Below are 14,870 nucleotides of genomic sequence, written 5' to 3'. Positions count from 1 at the left end.
TTGGAGGAGCGGCGGAGAATCAGACCTCCTCGTCGGGCAGGAGTGAGAGCAGCAACTCGTCGTCAGGACCGAGCGGACGCCAGCCGGGCGGCGGTGGGGTGGCGAGGAGCGCATCGCCGGCCTTCCTGACACGCTCCTCATGAGTTTCAGGGGTATAGGCAGACCAGAGGCCGAGCGCCTCGGCGACAGCGAAACGGGCTTCGTCATCCAGCACGGCCGGCCAGCCGTTTGGGAGTGCTTCGGCCAGTTCGCGCACGAGTTGCCCGCGCACCAGACGCGTGACCTTGCCGCTTCGCTCCGCCTCGGCAACCAACCCGCTGAACACCTGCACTGCCGCGATGTCATCAGGGCCAAGCTCGTCCGCCAGTTCCACTAGAGAAGCGGTGGGACGCGCCTCGGCGAAGGCGGTGAGCGAGTCGTAGCCGCGCTTGCGGACCCGCTCATACAGGCGCGCCTTTATGTTGCCCTGCCAGGCACGTCCGTCGCTCATGGTCCTCTCCATGGGACGAAATTCATAGGGATCCTGTAGCGCTTCATGTTGTTTGCGACAATTCTCAGGATCGCATTGCGCGTCAACATCCGGCCAGCCCTGGTCTCGGCATCAAACAGCGCCTTCATGACCATCCGGTTCCATTCGCCGGGCCATGTGCGGCCCAGCTTCCAGTCGCCACCGCCGTGAATGGCCTCGTGGTGCGCCTGCTCCAGCTTGACGCAGAACTGGTCGATGTCCATGTCGCCAGTGAAGCCGCGCTTCTCAAACCACTCGCGGAACTCTTTGGGCAGAACGTGGTGCCGGGGGGGCTCGGCCATACCGGCCCCCGCTCTGTCCGTCACCCGCATGCCCCGCACCTCGGGCCCGTCGCCGAGCGCCTCGCGCACGCCGCGCGGCAGCTCGCCGTGCGCCATCATCAGCTGGCCGGCCTGAATCCGTACCGCGGCGCTGACGGCGGGCAGGGAGAGGACGCCCGCCCGCACCAGCCGGTTCACCATCTCCACCCACTCGGCGGAGACGACGATGCGCGTGCCCATCATCACGCCGTTGTTGCCCATCACCATGCCTACCCCGAGTGTCACGGGGGCCGAGGGCCGCAACGCGGGCAGCGAGAACTTCAGCGCCGACCTCATCGTCACCAGCTCCATGAGCTGCGCCAGCCACATCACCTTCTCGACGTTCCTCAGCCCCGAGTGAAGGCGCTCCGCCGTCCTGTTGAACTCGCCGGACAGGTAGCCCATCAGCGCGGGCATGTTCTCCGCCGCAGCCTCCACCTGCCCTGGCTCCCGCGAGGCCAGCGCCGTCATGGCCGGCTCCACCATCTTCCGCCAGCGCTCCATGTCCACGAACAGCGTCTCCACTGAGTCGTAGCCCTGCTTGAACGCCACATCGAGGAGGTTGAGGAAGTCCACCCATGCCGCGAGCAGCAGCGAGCCCAGCATGGCGGCCTCCAGCCGTGGGCCCGCCAGACGCAGCAGGGCCAGTTGCATATCCGGGTCCTCCACCTCCGCGGCGGCGTGGGCCAGCCGAGTGGCAGCAGAGAGCTCGGCATCCAACCACCGCAACTGGCTCTGGCCATACTCGATGGAGGGCACGAAGAGGCCAGCGGCCTTGCCGACGATGCCCCAGTGGCTCTTGCGCAACCTGGACAGCTCCCCGGAGAGGTCGCGGGTGGAGCCCGACACATCGAGCAGGGCACCGCGAACCGCCAGGTGGGCCGCCAGGGCGCTCTGCCACGCCGTCTCCTCCGTGCCACCAGGGCCCACCGCCGTCACCGCCTCCCGCACGTCCTGGCGGCGGTGCAGCCGCTGTGGACCCTCGGGCTCGGGCGCGGACTCCTCGCCCGGGTCTCCGGCCCATGCGGGCGCGGCGGCCTCGTGCGGCGTGTAGCGCAGGTGCGTCCCCCGGCCGGGTGGTGACGTCAGCGACGCACAGGCGTTGGACAGCAGGGCCAGGGCGAGCAGCAGCCCCGTCCACCTGAATCCTGGCGACTCAGCACGCATGGTACACCCCCAGGCCCCCCGGGCGCAGCGCGCCCTGGCCTCGCGGAAACAGCAGCGTGCCGCCCTGACCCAGCACGTACAGGTGCCCCCCGAGCAAGCGCCAGCGCACCTCCGCCGCACCCAGAGAGCGCGTCCCAGGTTGCCCCAGATCCACTGCCATCCCCTTCACGACCACTTCCATCATGTCCAGCGTGGGTGTCACCGCATCCGCGCCCGCCCCCACCACCGCCGTCCCGTCCACGTGCGCCAGCGTCACCGGGGGTGCCGCCCTCCGGCCCGGCCCCAGTCATGCACGGCGAACAGCGCCAGCGTGTAGCGCCCGCGCTGACGGGGCTGGCCGAAGATGCACGTCCAGCGCGGCTTCCGCGCCCATCAGCCGCGCGCCCAATCCGAGGCGAAGGCCTCCGCGTAGAGAGGGCTCAGGAGCTGATACCTACTGGAGACTGCGGATTTCGGAAGATGGAGCGGGTAGGGCAGCTGGCGTCTGCTCCTTCTTCGGCTCCGCCCCACTGTTGCCACCGGCGGTGGGCTCTCCTCCTCCGGCCCCTCCTTCAGAACGTCTGTTTAGACCAGCTGAAGCGGTCCCGCGCGCAGTCCATCGCGCGCTTGTAGGCGTCGGTGGTACGGAGGAAGTCGAACTTACCGTCAGAGACCTTCGACTCGTAGGCGGGCATGTTGCAGAGTTCCTTCAGGAGTGGGACGAGCTTGGTGCGCGTCAGCTGGCGCAGTACGTCGGCGAAGCTCGCCTCTTTGGCCAGCCTGGTCCCGTAGTCCTCGCGGTAGACGGGGTACTTGTCGTCATTGAGCAGAGCCTGGACTAAGCGCCCGGACATTAATTCTGTCTACCTGCGCCGCACTCGAAGGTGGTAGCGGCGCAGGGTACTCCTCACAGCGGCCAGTAGCTCTTCGAGAGTGCTGTAGGTGCGCTCGGCAAGTGATGGGTGAGCTGGATCGAGACGGCGATGGGCCGCTTGCGCGCCACCTGGGAGAGGCCCACGGCCCTCATCGTCTTGGCGCGCGCGAAGTGCCTGGCGATTGAGGCGCATCTGACCGCTGTGGTAGGGCGCAAGGCTATGAACCCTGAACACTCTCAGGTGCTCGAGTTTCCAGCGTGGCTCTACGGCACCAAAGCCGCCATCCTCCGCAAGGTGAGAGCCGAGGGCCACTGGTGGGCTCGGGAGTATCTCAAGACCGGTGCCTTTCCCCAGCCCCGGCAGATGCGACAAGTGTTACCCGGCGAAGTGCTGGTGATGCACTCGGTGGCCGACTTCGACTCGGGCGACCCCCGCTGGCGGATGCACATCTTCGGCGACGTCTTCATGGGCTTGGATGAAGGCGTCCCGAAGGAGGAGCGCCCGCGCATGAGTGACGCCTTCGAGTCCTTCTGCCTGAGCACCCCTTGGGGGGCTCTCGACCATGCCGTATCTCCGCCCCCGCCGCAGAGCGCTGAGCGCATGGCGAACCGGCTCGCCGCCTTGCTTCGCGTCTGGGATGTGCTCCAGGGCCTTCGCTACGCGTTCTGGTCGTTCGATCAGAAGTACACGCTGGAAGAGCTCATGGATGACATCTACCGCAGGACCCTGGAGGCCTGGTGCCCCGGAGGCCCTGCCCCTGTGCGCGAGCACCTGACCCTGACGGTGGAGCGCATGTCTCGCGCCACCCGGGAGGATTGCGTGGAGGCCGTGCTCCGGGTGATTCCTGGAATGGTCGAAGTGGACAACGATCTCAAACACCGCGAGGTGCTCGGGGACCCGGGCTTCTTGCGTGAGCGACTCTCCGCGCTTCCCCCGAAGAAGTTCGAGGATATCTCCAGCGCCTACAAATACGCGGTGTCCACGCAGTTGTCGGACTGGGACAGGGAGTTGGGGCGGCATTAGAGCGGGTGGATATGGGTGGACATCCACCTCATGAGGGCGCGGTGTCGCCTCGGGCCTCCTCGCGAAGCCCAGGGCTGCGCCTTCGGACCGCACGGGCCACCACGGCCGACAGCAGCGCCCACCCCAGCCCTGCCATCCACCCGCCCAGCACGTCCGTGGGGTAGTGCACCCCGAGGTACACCCGCGTCAGCCCAATGAGCAGCGTGAGGGTCAGCGCCACGCCCACCAGGTACGCCTGGAGCCATCGCCGCTCGACGAGCTGCGCCAGCAGCGCTCCCAGCGTCAGGTAGACAATGGCTGACAGCATCGCGTGCCCGCTCGGGAAGCTCTCCGTCAGCACCGAGGTGAGGTGCGGCACCACGGTGGGCCTCGGCCGGGAGAACAGGCTCTTGAGGAGCGCGTTCACCACCGCCCCGCCCAGCGTCGAGCCCACCACCAGCGCCAACGTCCGCCAGCGCCGCACCAGGATGAGGAATCCACCCACCGCGCCCACCACCAGCGTCAGCACCGACACGCTGCCCAGCGCCGTCACATCCCGCGCCGCTTCGGCCAACCACAAGGGCCCGAGCGGCTCCTCGGGGTTGCCTGGCTGCCGCAGCGCCAGCAGCACGCGCTCGTCGAAGTGTTGAGTTTCCCGCTCATGCACCTCGTCCGACAGCTCGATGAAGCCCAGCCCCAACGCCAGCAGGGCCAGCAGCGTGGCCAGCAGCCCAATCCCATCTCCTCCCAACTTTCCGTGGAGGCGCTCCCGTAGCTCGCCCAGTGAGAGTTGCATTCCTACACGCTAGGTGCTCTCCCACCAAAGCGCACCCCGCATTCGTAAGCTTCCCGACATTGTGTGCTCATTATTCGTGCGAACGACGGCAAACGGCGCGTCGTGGCCTTGGGGATGGCGGAAGGGATCACCAGATTGGCGCCACCATGTCGTTCGTTGCGCGTGCCGGGCACGTCAGCCGCTCGGAATACCATTTCCGGGCACCCATCCCGGCCAGCTTGGGGAGTGATGGTCCCATGTCCGCATTCGCCGCCGCTACCGTGTCTCCTCCGAATTACAAGACGGGCCTCATCAACAAGGTCTTCTTCATCCGTTGGGAGCAGCCGCCCAGCCCGGCCGAGGTCCAAATTGTTACCACGCGCTTCCGCGAGGCCTACGAGGCCTACCGTCAGCAACTGTGCGTCGTGGTCGTCACCGGGGCCAAGGCCCGGGTGCCCAATGGCGAGCAGCGCAAGGCGCTCTTCAAGATGCTGGAGGACCATCGCAAGTACATCTGCGAGCTCCACCTGCTCATGGAGGGCAACGAGCTGCAACACAACCTGCAGCGCATCATCGCCTCGGCGCAGCTCATCGTGACGCGCATCTACGACAACAACTACGCGCGCCTGCACAAGGACTCGGCGAGCATTGCGCCCTTCCTCACCAACCGCCTGAAGGTGGATGGCAACCGCATCATCAACGACGCCCGCCTGCTGGGACTGGTGCACTGAAGCTCCGAGCAGCGCGAGGCCCTTCGCGGTTCAACGCTGGGGTTGTACGACGAGTCTCAAACTCCATACAGCCCCTCGCCCCTGGCAATCACAGCCAGTCTAGAGACTGACCACCAGCCAACAGACACTCCCTCTTCACATCTCTCGCGCTCCTGTCCGGGTATCGTTTCGGTTCTGAACAAGGCCAGGTGTTGGACGCATTGGCTGTCCAAAGGAAGACACCATGAGGCCACAACCCGGGAGACCCGCTGATTATGGAGCGCGACAACGCCTCCTATCGGTTCATCCAAGCCGAAGGGGAGCTGCGAAGTAGAGCCATCGCTTTGCATCGCCAGCGCTACATGGAAGTCGGATTCATGCCGAACGACTTCCAGGATCCTTACGAAAAGGACTCCATCTACTTCGTGGCGCAACACGCACTGAACCAGCAGGTCGTCGGTGTCTGCCGGTTGGTCCTCCAGGAGTTGAGGACGCTCCCCACCTACAACCATTTCGAACTCTTCGAGCACGAGCGAAGGGCGCTTGAGCGATGGAAGCCAGGCACCTACTGCGAGATGGGAGCCCTCGCGAAGCTGCCGAACCATTCCAATGTGACGCCCGGACTGGTTGCTGTCGCCATGACGCGAGCCTCCGCCATGGGGATGACTCACGTGCTCTGTTGTTCGGATCAGCGGCTCTTCCAGAGCACGCAGCAACACCTCGGCATCCCCTATCAGGTCATCGGCAGAAGCAGGTTGTTCTATGGCTCGGTCAAGATTCCCTGCATCGTGAACATCTCCGAGACCCTCAGGCAGTTGGAGCGCAGGAGGCCTCGGATGATCCAGGACCTGGCACTCCACACGGCGGCTTCAACGCACGTCCCGCCGCCACTGGAGCTCCGGGCGTAGCTACCGCGCCATGCACACGTAGTAGTTCTCGCCGTAGTAGTCGTCGCTGTCAGCCGCGAGCACGCGCGAGAACCCCAGGCGCCGCAGCGTGTCCACCAGTGCGTCCGGCTGGAAGAAGGTCACCATCTCGTTGGGGTCGGTGACCAGCCTGCGCGTCACGTCGACGTGGTAGGCGGTGGCGGCCTGCAGCGCCTCATCCCAGCGGCCCTCCGCCTTCCACTCCTCGATGGAGTTCATCATCACCTTGTGCAGATCCGGCCGCTGCCGGGGTCCGGTGGCGATGACCAGGCCGCCTGGCTTGAGGTGCTCGAGCACCTGGCGCAGCACCTGCTCCGGCTCGCGCACGTAGAAGAGGACGTTGTTGAGCACCACGACGTCCGCCTCACCCGGCACCTGCGAGGGGAAGGAGCACACATCCCCCTCCAGCACCTTCCAGCGACGGCGCGCCTCCTCCGGCGCCTTGGCCTGTTTGCCCACGGCCAGCCCGAGCATCGCCAGGTTGTTGTCGAAGCCCACCACCGTGTGCCCCCGCTCGACGAGCGGCTGGCTCACCAGTCCCGTGCCACACCCGGCGTCGATGACGTACTTGCGACCCTCGGTGTCACGAAGGATTTTCGCGACCATCCGCCGGTAGCAGTTGAGCTGGGAGCAGATGACGTCATAGCTCCTGGCGAATTCGGTCCAGATGTTGTCGACCACGTGGGGGGCCCTCGCTCTTCGTCCGGGACAATCCCGGAACACAGGCGCGCAATGTAATGAGCAGGGCAAAGGCCGGGAGCCCCCGCGCGGAGCGGATACGTCCAAAAAAAAACGGGCCCCGCGTCCACGCGAGGCCCGGGCACAGGGGCGACGGCAACGCCCCGCGCTCCTGAATCAGTGCTTCTTCATCCACTCGTAGATGGGGGCCCACACAGTCTTCTCGGCATCGCTGGCCAGGAAGAGGTCCGCGTGGCCGTAGTCAGCAGCCCGGTACGCGTCCGGCAGCCGCTGCACCTGGTGGATGGTGACGTCCTTGCTGCCCAGCAGGTTCTTCACCACGTACTCGCCGTAGGTGCCGAAGCCGCCCGCGGCCCCCACGTAGAGCACCGGCACCTTCACCTTCGACAGGTGGTCGTCGTAGGGCAGGTCCTTCACGCCGCACTGCAGCTGCTCGCTCTCCACGACCTCCGTGAAGCTCTGGTACGGATGGGCGGCGGAGAGGAAGTCGAAGAACTGCTGCGACCCCACGTACTGCAGCCCCGTCAGACTGTTGTTCGGGTCGAAGCTCCCCGCGGCGAAGTGGTAGCCGGGCACCACCGGCTGGATGCCGGCCGCCGCATTGGAGAGGAAGGTGTGGGTGGCCGCCCCCACGGCGACGCCAAGCTGGCCGTAGGTCGTCTGCGGCGGCAGCTCGATGCCCGGCACCTGGGCCACGGCGTTCGGCCAGGCGCCGGCCGCCATCCCCACCTGCATGATGAGCACCCCGGCGCCGTTGCCCGACAGGTTCCCCTCGTAGCGGCCGCCCTGCAGAATCATCTCGCCCACGGCCGCGCGCGTGCATGCCCACTGGCGCTGCTGCTCGGCCTCGGGCCCAAACTTCATCACCATGTCCACCGGGATGAAGCCGCTCACGTTGCGCAGGCTCTGCGGCAGCTGCGTCTCCGCGTTCATGTACGCGTAGGACACCACCGCCCCGCGGCTCCAGCCCAGCAGGTTCATCTTGTCGGTGCCGCTGCCCGTCAGCGCGCGCACCGCCCGCGCCACCGTCATGCCCACGCCCACGTCCTGCGCGTGCGTGCCCAGGTTCCACCCCTTCATGAAGGAGAAGTCCTGCGTCTCCAGCGGCACCTGCGTCCAGCGCAGGTCAATGCCCCACACGTCCACGCCCCGCTCCGCCAGGTACACGGCGATGGAGTGGTCCGCCGCCACCGTCTTCGTCAGCGTGCTCGTCATGAACGCGCCCCGGAAGTCCCAGGCGTCGCCGTGCACCATGAAGAGCGACTCGCGGCTCTTCTTCGGCACCCAGGGGAACTTCTCCTTCACCACGCGGTGCAGGGTGACGACGTCACGCGCCGCGTTGGGGCCCACCTGCAGGCGGATGGAGTAGTGGGCGATGTCGCCCGTCACCTGCTCGCGCTCGAAGTCGCTCAGGAAGCGGGTGCCCTCCGTGCCGCCGAGGCAGCTCGGGTTCAGGCTGACCCGGAGCATGGACTGCGTCTGCCCCAGCTCCTCGGCCACAACGGGCTGCTGCTCCTGGTCAACGGGAGTCTCGGCACCGCACCCCATCAGAGAGAGAAGGGCGAACGGGACGATGTGGCGGAGATTGAAGCGCATAGTTTCCTCAAAAAAGAGTTTCTTCAGAGTCGGAGAAGCGACGTTTCCGTCACCCTACCGGCCCCACTTGCGCAACCTGGAGAGCAGGAACCGAGCCAACCCCCCAAGCCCGCGAAAAGACAGGAATGCCCACCAGGACATGCCGTCAAGGCTGAAACATGCCGTCATTACTAAACAAAGGAAAGCCTGATTTTCAGAGGGAACGGATGTGGTGCGTCGGAATTGAAACTGATGCTTCAAGAATGAATCAGAAATCATGTATTCACGGTTATGTGCGACAGACCCGAGGGTGGGGGAAACGTATACACCCTGACAGCGCTGCCCGGGAGCCGCGTGCAGGCGTGAACGGGGGCCTCACGTCCGCCTTGTCGCTCCCAGGAGCCGGGCCCACACTCCGCGCCTCGAGAGGACAGCCCCATGGCCTTCGCCACCGTTGACCCCACCACTGGCAAGACGCTGCGCACCTTCTCCCCCCACTCGCCGGAGGAGGTGGAGGCGCGGCTGAAGCTCGCCCAGGAGACGTTCCACACGTACCGCCACACGCCGCTGGCCACGCGCGCCGGGTGGATGCGCCGGGCGGGGGAGTTGCTGGAGGGGGAGGCGGACCGCTACGGGCGGATGATGACGGAGGAGATGGGCAAGCCGCTGGAGGCCGCGCGCGCCGAGGCCCGTAAGTGCGCCAGCGCCTGCCACTACTACGCGGAGCACGCGGAGCGCTTCCTCGCGGACGAGCCGGTGGCCACCCCACCGGACACGAGCTTCGTGCGCTACCAGCCGCTCGGGCCGGTGCTGGCCATCATGCCGTGGAACTTCCCCTTCTGGCAGGTGGTGCGCTTCGCCGCCCCGGCGCTCATGGCGGGCAACGTGGGGCTGCTCAAGCACGCGCACAACGTGCCCCAGTGCGCGCTCGCGCTCGAGGAGCTCTTCCTGCGCGCGGGCTTCCCCAAGGGGGCCTTCCAGACGCTGCTGGTGGACTCGAAGGCGGTGCGAGGGCTCATCGAGGACCCTCGCATCCGCGCGGTGACGCTCACCGGCAGCGAGGGCGCCGGGCGTGACGTGGGCCAGCACTCGGGCCGGCAGCTCAAGAAGGTGGTGCTGGAGCTGGGCGGGAGCGATCCCTTCATCGTGCTGCCGAGCGCGGACCTGGAGCAGGCGGTGGAGACGGCGGTGAAGGCGCGCCTCATCAACAACGGCCAGTCCTGCATCGCCGCCAAGCGCTTCATCGCCACCGAGCCCCTCTACGCCGAGTTCGAGCGCCGCTTCGTCGAGCGCATGCGCCGCGCCGTGGTGGGAGATCCACTGGAGCCCCTGACGGAGGTGGGCCCGCTCGCCACGGAGGGCATCCGCGACGGGCTGCACGAGCAGGTGGAGCGCAGCGTGGCCGCGGGGGCGAAGCTGTTGCTGGGTGGCCTCAAGCCCTCGGGGCCCGGCTTCTGGTACCCGCCCACCGTGCTGGCCCAACCGCCCCCTGGCACGCCGGCCTATACGGAGGAGATGTTCGGCCCGGTGGCCGTGCTCTTCCGCGCGAAGGACGCCCAGGACGCGCTGCGCATCGCCAACGACTCCCCCTTCGGGCTGGGCTCCTCCGTGTGGACGCGCGACGAGGCCGAGCAGCGCCTCTTCATCGACGGGCTGGAGGCCGGCTCGGTGTTCGTCAACGGCATGGTGGCGAGCGATCCACGCCTGCCCTTTGGTGGAGTGAAGGCCTCGGGCCACGGGCGCGAGCTGGCGCGCCACGGCATCCTCGAGTTCCTCAACATCAAGACGGTGCGCCTGGTGAGCGCCTCGTCAACCGCGCCAGCCCGGACGCAGGCCCAGGCTAACGAGTAGGCACCCGCTCCCGGCGAGGAGCGTCCTGGTGGACCTCCTCCAGGGCCTCGGCCACCGCGTCCATCTCCAGGCCGAGCTGCTCCACACTCCGGCGCAGCCCCGCGCCCGCCACGTCCGCGCTCGCCGTGTCCGCCGAGCGCACCCGCAGCACCTGCGTGTAGAGGTTCTCCAGCGTGTAGTACAGGCGCATGTGCTCGGCCTCCAGCCGCGAGGCCGCCGTGGCCAGCTCCGCGCGCTGCCCCCGCTGCTCATCCAAGAGCCGCAGCGTCTTCTCCAGCCGCTCCTTCACCACCGCGTCGCGCTCGGACTCCACCCGCGCCGCCAGCTTCGCGTGCTCCTCCTCCAGCCGGCGCTCGTCCTCGGGCGTGCTCAAGGAGCGCAGCTCCCGCTCTCGGCGCGCCAGCTCGTGGCAGCTCTTTCGCAACGCATCCACCGTCTGCTCCGGCTGGTGCACCACGTCCCGCAGCACCCCCGGCCCCGCGCGCAGCTCCGCCAGCAGCTTGTCGCACAGCGCGTCCACCCGCGCCGTCCTCGGGTCCTCTGACGCCGAGGGCACCGTCGTCTTGCCGGAGGCCACGGGCTTCACGGGTGCCTCGCTCTGGGCCTCCTCCAGCTCCGGTGCCGTGCCCTGCCCCTGCTGGAGCCGGGCCCGCTTCTTGTTCTGTTGGACCTGGCCCAGGATGCCCGCCGACGCCGCGCCCATGCCGAGCGCCACGAAGATGAGCCACCACTTGTCAGGCTGGAGCAGCGCCATCCCCACCATCACCATCGCCGCCAGCGCGAACACCCACCCCATCAGCGGGTTGGCCTCCTCGGCCTGCCGCTGCCGCTTCAGGGCGCGCCGCTGCTCGCGCAACATCTCCCGATGCATGCGCCGCTCCATCTTGCGGCGCTCCCGCTTCCCCAGGTGATCGGCCCACTTCTCCACGCCCTCGGCCCACTTCTCCACTCCCTGGGCCCACTTCTCCACGCCTTGGGCCTGGCGCTGGGCCCACTGCTCCCACCCCTCGGCCTGCTGGCGAGCCCACATCTCCTTCTCTCGGGCATCGTAGCGCGCCCACTTCTCCTTCCACTCCGCGTGGCGCTGCTGGCCCTCGGCGATGGCCTCGAGCAGACGGCGCAGGTTCTTCTGGAGCGGGGTCTCGGGCGGGGGAACAGGCGGTTGCGGAGCCATGGCGGTTTCCAGGTGGTGGCGGCGGAGCACCACGGTGTGGGTTACACCAGACGTCTCATCCTGCCCATGATTCGTCCGTTTCCACCAGGAGGCCAAGGCGCCACGCGTCCCGGGTCATCCCTCCTGGAATGGAGGTGGCGCGCTCGCCTGTTCGCAAGGCCCACAGAGATTGCCCTTCCTCGTCAAATGACCGAAGAAGCGGGAACGGGCGGGGGGCCGTAAGGGGACAGTGGTGTCGAGGAACGAAGCACAGGGCGTCGGACCCGAGGCGATTCGCGCACTGCGTGGGGGGCTGAGCCGGGCAGCGTTCGCCCGTCAGCTCGGAGTGACGCCCCTCACGGTGTACCGGTGGGAGCTGCCGGAAGCCGCGCCCCAGGCCCGCCGACCGAGGGGGCGGGTGGCTCAGGCGCTGCGCCAGCTCGCTGAGGGAGGCCAGCCAACCCTGCCCTCCGCTCTTCCCCGGCTGGCCGGGAGCCTGCTCCCACAGGAGATGTCGCCCGAGGAGCGGGCCCGGCTGACACCGTGTCTGAAGTTCTTCCAGCGGGCCGATTGGCGCTCGGCGGAGAACGTCCTGCTGGCGATGCTGGCCTCGGGGGAGCTGCGCTCCACGGGCGCGCGCGCCCTGGCCTCGGCGGGCCTGGCCTACGTGTACCGCTGGGGCTTCGAGGACGTGCGGCGCGCCTTCACCGTGCTGCTGCCCCACCTGGCCGAGGCCGACGCGGGCCTGCTGCCCGAGTCCATCGAAGTGCATGTGCACGCGCAGGCCGCCAACCTCTTCGCCTCGCCGGACGGCCGCATCTTCGACGCGGGCAAGGTGAACGTGCACGTGGCGCGCGCCGAGACCCTGCTGCGGTCCGCCAACATCTCGAGCGCGGAGGTGCGCTGCCTGCTGCGGATGGCGGAGGTGGCGGCGGCCTTCCACCTGGGTGCGCCCGAGCTCATCTCCCGCCAGTTCGGTCGGTTGGAGGAAACGCTCTCCGGGGTGACGGATCCCACGATGCGGCTGATGGCCACGCATGGGATTGCGCACGAAGCCGCCATCCGAGGCGAGGCCTCGCTGGCCACCCGGCGCTTCCGCGAGTTGGCGCAAGGCGCGGCGCGCCTGGGCTATGGCCTGCTCGAGGCGCGCAGCCTCGCCTTCCTCGCGCAGCGCCGGCTCGACGAGGCGTGCGAGCCCGACGAGGCGCTCGCGCTGGTGCGCCGTGCCCGCGAGGCCGCCTGGGACGGACGGCTGGGGCGAGGCTTCTCCTTCATCTTCGCCGCGCGCGCGGAGGCGGACGCCCTGCTGCGGCTGGCCCGCTTCACCGAGGCCGAGGCAGTGCTGGACCAGGGTGATGCCGTGGTGGAGGACCTGGCCTGGACTCCGCACCCACTGGTGGTGCAGCGCGCCCGCCTCTTCTATCTCACCGGCCGCTACGCGGACATGCGCCGGCTGGCGGTCCGGCTCTCGAGCTATTCCGGCTCCATCCAGCAGGCCCTCACCCACGCCTACGGGGTCTGGGTGGAGGCGCTGGCGGACTGGGTCGAGGGCAACGCGCAGCGCTCCGCGGAGAGCTTCGCCGCGGCCCATGCCCGCGTCCTGGAGCTGGGCGGCTGGCCCTACCTGCGGCGCGACAGCATCATTGCCGAGGTGGGCGCGCGTGCGGCCGCCAACCAGTTCCCGGAGGCCCGCGCGGCCCTCCGCCGAGCCCGGGCCACGGTGGAGCAGTTCCCCTCCGCCTGGAGCACCGCCCTGCTCCACCGTCACGAGGGGTGGCTGCTCGCACGTGAGGGCCGCTCGCGCGAGGCGCGTGAGAAGCTGGAGGCCTCGCTGGCCACCTTCACCCTGGCGGGAGACCTCCCCGAGACAGCCCTCACCCGTCGGACCCTCCTCCGGGTGGCGCAGGCCGCGGGCGAGCCGGGCACCGAGTCCGCGCTCCTCCAGAGTGAGGAGGAGCTGCGCCGCCATGGCATCACCGCGCCCCCGGACTTCAGCCCAGGCCCCCTCCACGCGCAGGAGGCCCCTCCTACCGACGCGGCGCCCCGGCTGGGAGCCGAGTCCCTGATGGTGCCCTTCGAGCGGCTCTCCGTGCGCGGCATGGGCGCGCCCCTCATCCAGCGCGAGCTGGTGGCAGTGCTGGAGGGGCTCTTCCCCGGCTGCGCTCCACGCCTGGAGGAGCTGGACTCGCAGGACCGCGCCACGCCGCTGCTGGGCCAAACCGACATCCCCGCGAGCGAGTGGGTGGAGCTCAGCGACGGGTATGGCCGCCGGCTGCGCGTGGGCGTGGCCGGTCCTCTGCCCGCCGACGGACGGGCGCTGCTCACCGCGCTGGCGCGCCTGGCCGGCTTCGCCCTGGAGGTGGCCGTGCTGCGCGGCTTCGCCCACCACGTGGAGCCGCCCCTGCGCGAGCCCGAGGGCGGAGCCCCGGAGATGCCTGGCTTCATCGCCGCCTCGCCTGCCATGCAGCGGTTGAAGGCGGAGCTGGCGGGGCTGAGCGGCTCGCGTGCCACCGTCATCGTCACCGGCGAGTCCGGCAGCGGCAAGGAGGTGGTGGCGCGCGGCCTCCACCGGCTGTCAGCGCGGTCCGAGCGGCCCTACGTGGCCTTCAACTGCGCCGCGGTACCGCGCGAGCTCTTCGAGGGCCAGCTCTTCGGCTACCGGCGTGGCGCCTACACGGGCGCGACGGCGGACCACCCGGGTGTCATCCGCACCGCCCACGGAGGCACGCTCTTCCTGGACGAGATTGGCGAGCTGCCGCTCGAGGTGCAGCCCAAGCTGCTGCGCTTCCTGGAGAACGGAGAAATCTTCCCCCTGGGCGAGACGCGGCCGGTGCAGGTGGACGTGCGCGTCATCGCCGCCACGCACCGGGACCTGGGGAAGCTGGTGCGCGAGGGCCGCTTCCGCGAGGACCTCTACTACCGGCTGCAGGTGGTGCCCGTGCGCGTCCCCCCGCTGCGCGAGCGGCGCGAGGACATCCTCGCCCTGGCGCGTCACTTCATCGCCCAGCTCACCCCCGAGGGGCAGGAGCCTCCAACGCTGGGGCCGGACGCCATGGCGGCGCTGGTGGCCCACCCCTGGCCGGGCAACGTGCGCGAGCTGCGCAACGTCATCGAGCGCTCGCTCGCCTTCGGGCCACTGCCGGCGGTGCTGGGGGCGGATAGGCTGCGCATCACGGGCTAGCCCGGAGCCGCGAACCTCCGCGAGAAAAGAACACCGCGGGCCAGGACAGGGGGCGAACCCGACCCGCGGTGCAGGGACTACACCTGCTAAAAAAATGCGCTCGTGGGCCGAGGTGGGGGGGCCCCCGACCCACGCAGCGCTCCGGGCAC

12 protein-coding genes and 1 pseudogene are annotated in these 14,870 nt (G+C 68.7%); 5 read left to right on the top strand and 8 right to left on the bottom strand.

Annotated elements, in window-relative coordinates; genetic code table 11:
• Nucleotides 1–19 precede the first annotated feature (19 nt).
• The 4 genes and pseudogenes from F0U60_RS05360 to F0U60_RS05345 all read right to left on the bottom strand — a co-directional run bounded on the left by F0U60_RS05360 (nt 20) and on the right by F0U60_RS05345 (nt 2,828).
• Nucleotides 20–490, bottom strand: coding sequence for an NUDIX hydrolase (locus tag F0U60_RS05360; RefSeq protein ID WP_395814862.1), 471 nt, complete (start codon nt 488–490; stop codon nt 20–22).
• Nucleotides 487–1,995: a DUF2380 domain-containing protein gene (locus F0U60_RS05355; protein ID WP_395814859.1), complete on the bottom strand. Its 1,509-nt coding sequence runs from the start codon at nt 1,993–1,995 to the stop codon at nt 487–489. The genes F0U60_RS05360 and F0U60_RS05355 overlap by 4 nt, the downstream gene beginning before the upstream one ends.
• Nucleotides 1,985–2,418, bottom strand: a pseudogene (locus F0U60_RS05350) (hypothetical protein); the annotation flags it as partial. The gene F0U60_RS05355 and the pseudogene F0U60_RS05350, both read right to left, overlap by 11 nt.
• 128 nt (nt 2,419–2,546) lie before the next feature.
• Nucleotides 2,547–2,828 carry a hypothetical protein gene (locus F0U60_RS05345; protein WP_395814856.1) on the bottom strand — a complete coding sequence of 94 codons (282 nt, stop codon included), beginning with the start codon at nt 2,826–2,828 and terminating at the stop codon, nt 2,547–2,549.
• Between the two features lie 240 nt (nt 2,829–3,068).
• Here F0U60_RS05345 and F0U60_RS05340 point away from each other — a divergent pair, with 240 nt between their 5' ends.
• Nucleotides 3,069–3,872 (top strand): hypothetical protein, encoded by an 804-nt coding sequence (locus F0U60_RS05340; RefSeq protein ID WP_395825978.1) that lies wholly within the window; start codon nt 3,069–3,071, stop codon nt 3,870–3,872.
• A 28-nt stretch (nt 3,873–3,900) separates the two neighbouring features.
• On the opposite strand, the gene F0U60_RS05335 is transcribed toward F0U60_RS05340, so the two are convergent.
• Nucleotides 3,901–4,647 carry a phosphatase PAP2 family protein gene (locus tag F0U60_RS05335; protein ID WP_395814853.1) on the bottom strand — a complete coding sequence of 249 codons (747 nt, stop codon included), beginning with the start codon at nt 4,645–4,647 and terminating at the stop codon, nt 3,901–3,903.
• 236 nt (nt 4,648–4,883) lie between these two features.
• On the opposite strand from F0U60_RS05335, the gene F0U60_RS05330 reads away from it, so the two are divergent.
• Complete coding sequence (locus F0U60_RS05330) at nt 4,884–5,357, top strand: DofA protein (RefSeq protein ID WP_239014928.1); 474 nt, start codon at nt 4,884–4,886, stop codon at nt 5,355–5,357.
• 356 nt (nt 5,358–5,713) lie between these two features.
• Entirely contained in the window at nt 5,714–6,244 is a 531-nt protein-coding gene (locus F0U60_RS05325) for a hypothetical protein (protein ID WP_395814850.1), read from the top strand.
• Here the strand turns inward: F0U60_RS05325 and F0U60_RS05320 are convergent, their stop codons facing one another.
• Together F0U60_RS05320 and F0U60_RS05315 are read right to left on the bottom strand one after the other, a co-directional pair.
• Nucleotides 6,245–6,943 (bottom strand): class I SAM-dependent DNA methyltransferase, encoded by a 699-nt coding sequence (locus tag F0U60_RS05320; protein ID WP_395814847.1) that lies wholly within the window; start codon nt 6,941–6,943, stop codon nt 6,245–6,247. It abuts the gene before it with no gap.
• A 174-nt stretch (nt 6,944–7,117) separates the two neighbouring features.
• Nucleotides 7,118–8,557, bottom strand: a complete 1,440-nt coding sequence (locus F0U60_RS05315) for a hypothetical protein (protein WP_395814843.1) — start codon at nt 8,555–8,557, stop codon at nt 7,118–7,120.
• A 417-nt stretch (nt 8,558–8,974) separates the two neighbouring features.
• Here F0U60_RS05315 and F0U60_RS05310 point away from each other — a divergent pair, with 417 nt between their 5' ends.
• The gene (locus F0U60_RS05310; RefSeq protein WP_395814840.1) at nt 8,975–10,387 is read left to right on the top strand and encodes an NAD-dependent succinate-semialdehyde dehydrogenase; all 1,413 of its coding nucleotides are present in this window, start codon (nt 8,975–8,977) and stop codon (nt 10,385–10,387) included.
• Here the strand turns inward: F0U60_RS05310 and F0U60_RS05305 are convergent.
• Complete coding sequence (locus F0U60_RS05305) at nt 10,377–11,561, bottom strand: hypothetical protein (protein ID WP_395814837.1); 1,185 nt, start codon at nt 11,559–11,561, stop codon at nt 10,377–10,379. The genes F0U60_RS05310 and F0U60_RS05305 overlap by 11 nt on opposite strands.
• Before the next feature lie 232 nt (nt 11,562–11,793).
• On the opposite strand from F0U60_RS05305, the gene F0U60_RS05300 reads away from it, so the two are divergent.
• Entirely contained in the window at nt 11,794–14,721 is a 2,928-nt protein-coding gene (locus F0U60_RS05300) for a sigma 54-interacting transcriptional regulator (RefSeq protein WP_395814834.1), read from the top strand.
• Nucleotides 14,722–14,870 lie beyond the last annotated feature (149 nt).

The sequence above is a fragment of the Archangium minus genome (assembly GCF_044360475.1).
In the GTDB taxonomy this organism is placed as follows: Bacteria; Myxococcota; Myxococcia; order Myxococcales; family Myxococcaceae; genus Archangium; species Archangium minus.
This window is presented reverse-complemented; position numbering and strand designations above follow the sequence as displayed.

Excerpts from the sequence above, each read along its gene's own strand:
- F0U60_RS05360 (WP_395814862.1), bottom strand. The coding sequence starts at position 490 with ATGAGCGACGGACGTGCCTGGCAGGGCAACATAAAGGCGCGCCTGTAT.
- F0U60_RS05355 (WP_395814859.1), bottom strand. The coding sequence starts at position 1,995 with ATGCGTGCTGAGTCGCCAGGATTCAGGTGGACGGGGCTGCTGCTCGCC.
- F0U60_RS05345 (WP_395814856.1), bottom strand. The coding sequence starts at position 2,828 with ATGTCCGGGCGCTTAGTCCAGGCTCTGCTCAATGACGACAAGTACCCC.
- F0U60_RS05340 (WP_395825978.1), top strand. The coding sequence starts at position 3,069 with ATGAACCCTGAACACTCTCAGGTGCTCGAGTTTCCAGCGTGGCTCTAC.
- F0U60_RS05335 (WP_395814853.1), bottom strand. The coding sequence starts at position 4,647 with ATGCAACTCTCACTGGGCGAGCTACGGGAGCGCCTCCACGGAAAGTTG.
- F0U60_RS05330 (WP_239014928.1), top strand. The coding sequence starts at position 4,884 with ATGTCCGCATTCGCCGCCGCTACCGTGTCTCCTCCGAATTACAAGACG.
- F0U60_RS05325 (WP_395814850.1), top strand. The coding sequence starts at position 5,714 with ATGCCGAACGACTTCCAGGATCCTTACGAAAAGGACTCCATCTACTTC.
- F0U60_RS05315 (WP_395814843.1), bottom strand. The coding sequence starts at position 8,557 with ATGCGCTTCAATCTCCGCCACATCGTCCCGTTCGCCCTTCTCTCTCTG.
- F0U60_RS05310 (WP_395814840.1), top strand. The coding sequence starts at position 8,975 with ATGGCCTTCGCCACCGTTGACCCCACCACTGGCAAGACGCTGCGCACC.
- F0U60_RS05305 (WP_395814837.1), bottom strand. The coding sequence starts at position 11,561 with ATGGCTCCGCAACCGCCTGTTCCCCCGCCCGAGACCCCGCTCCAGAAG.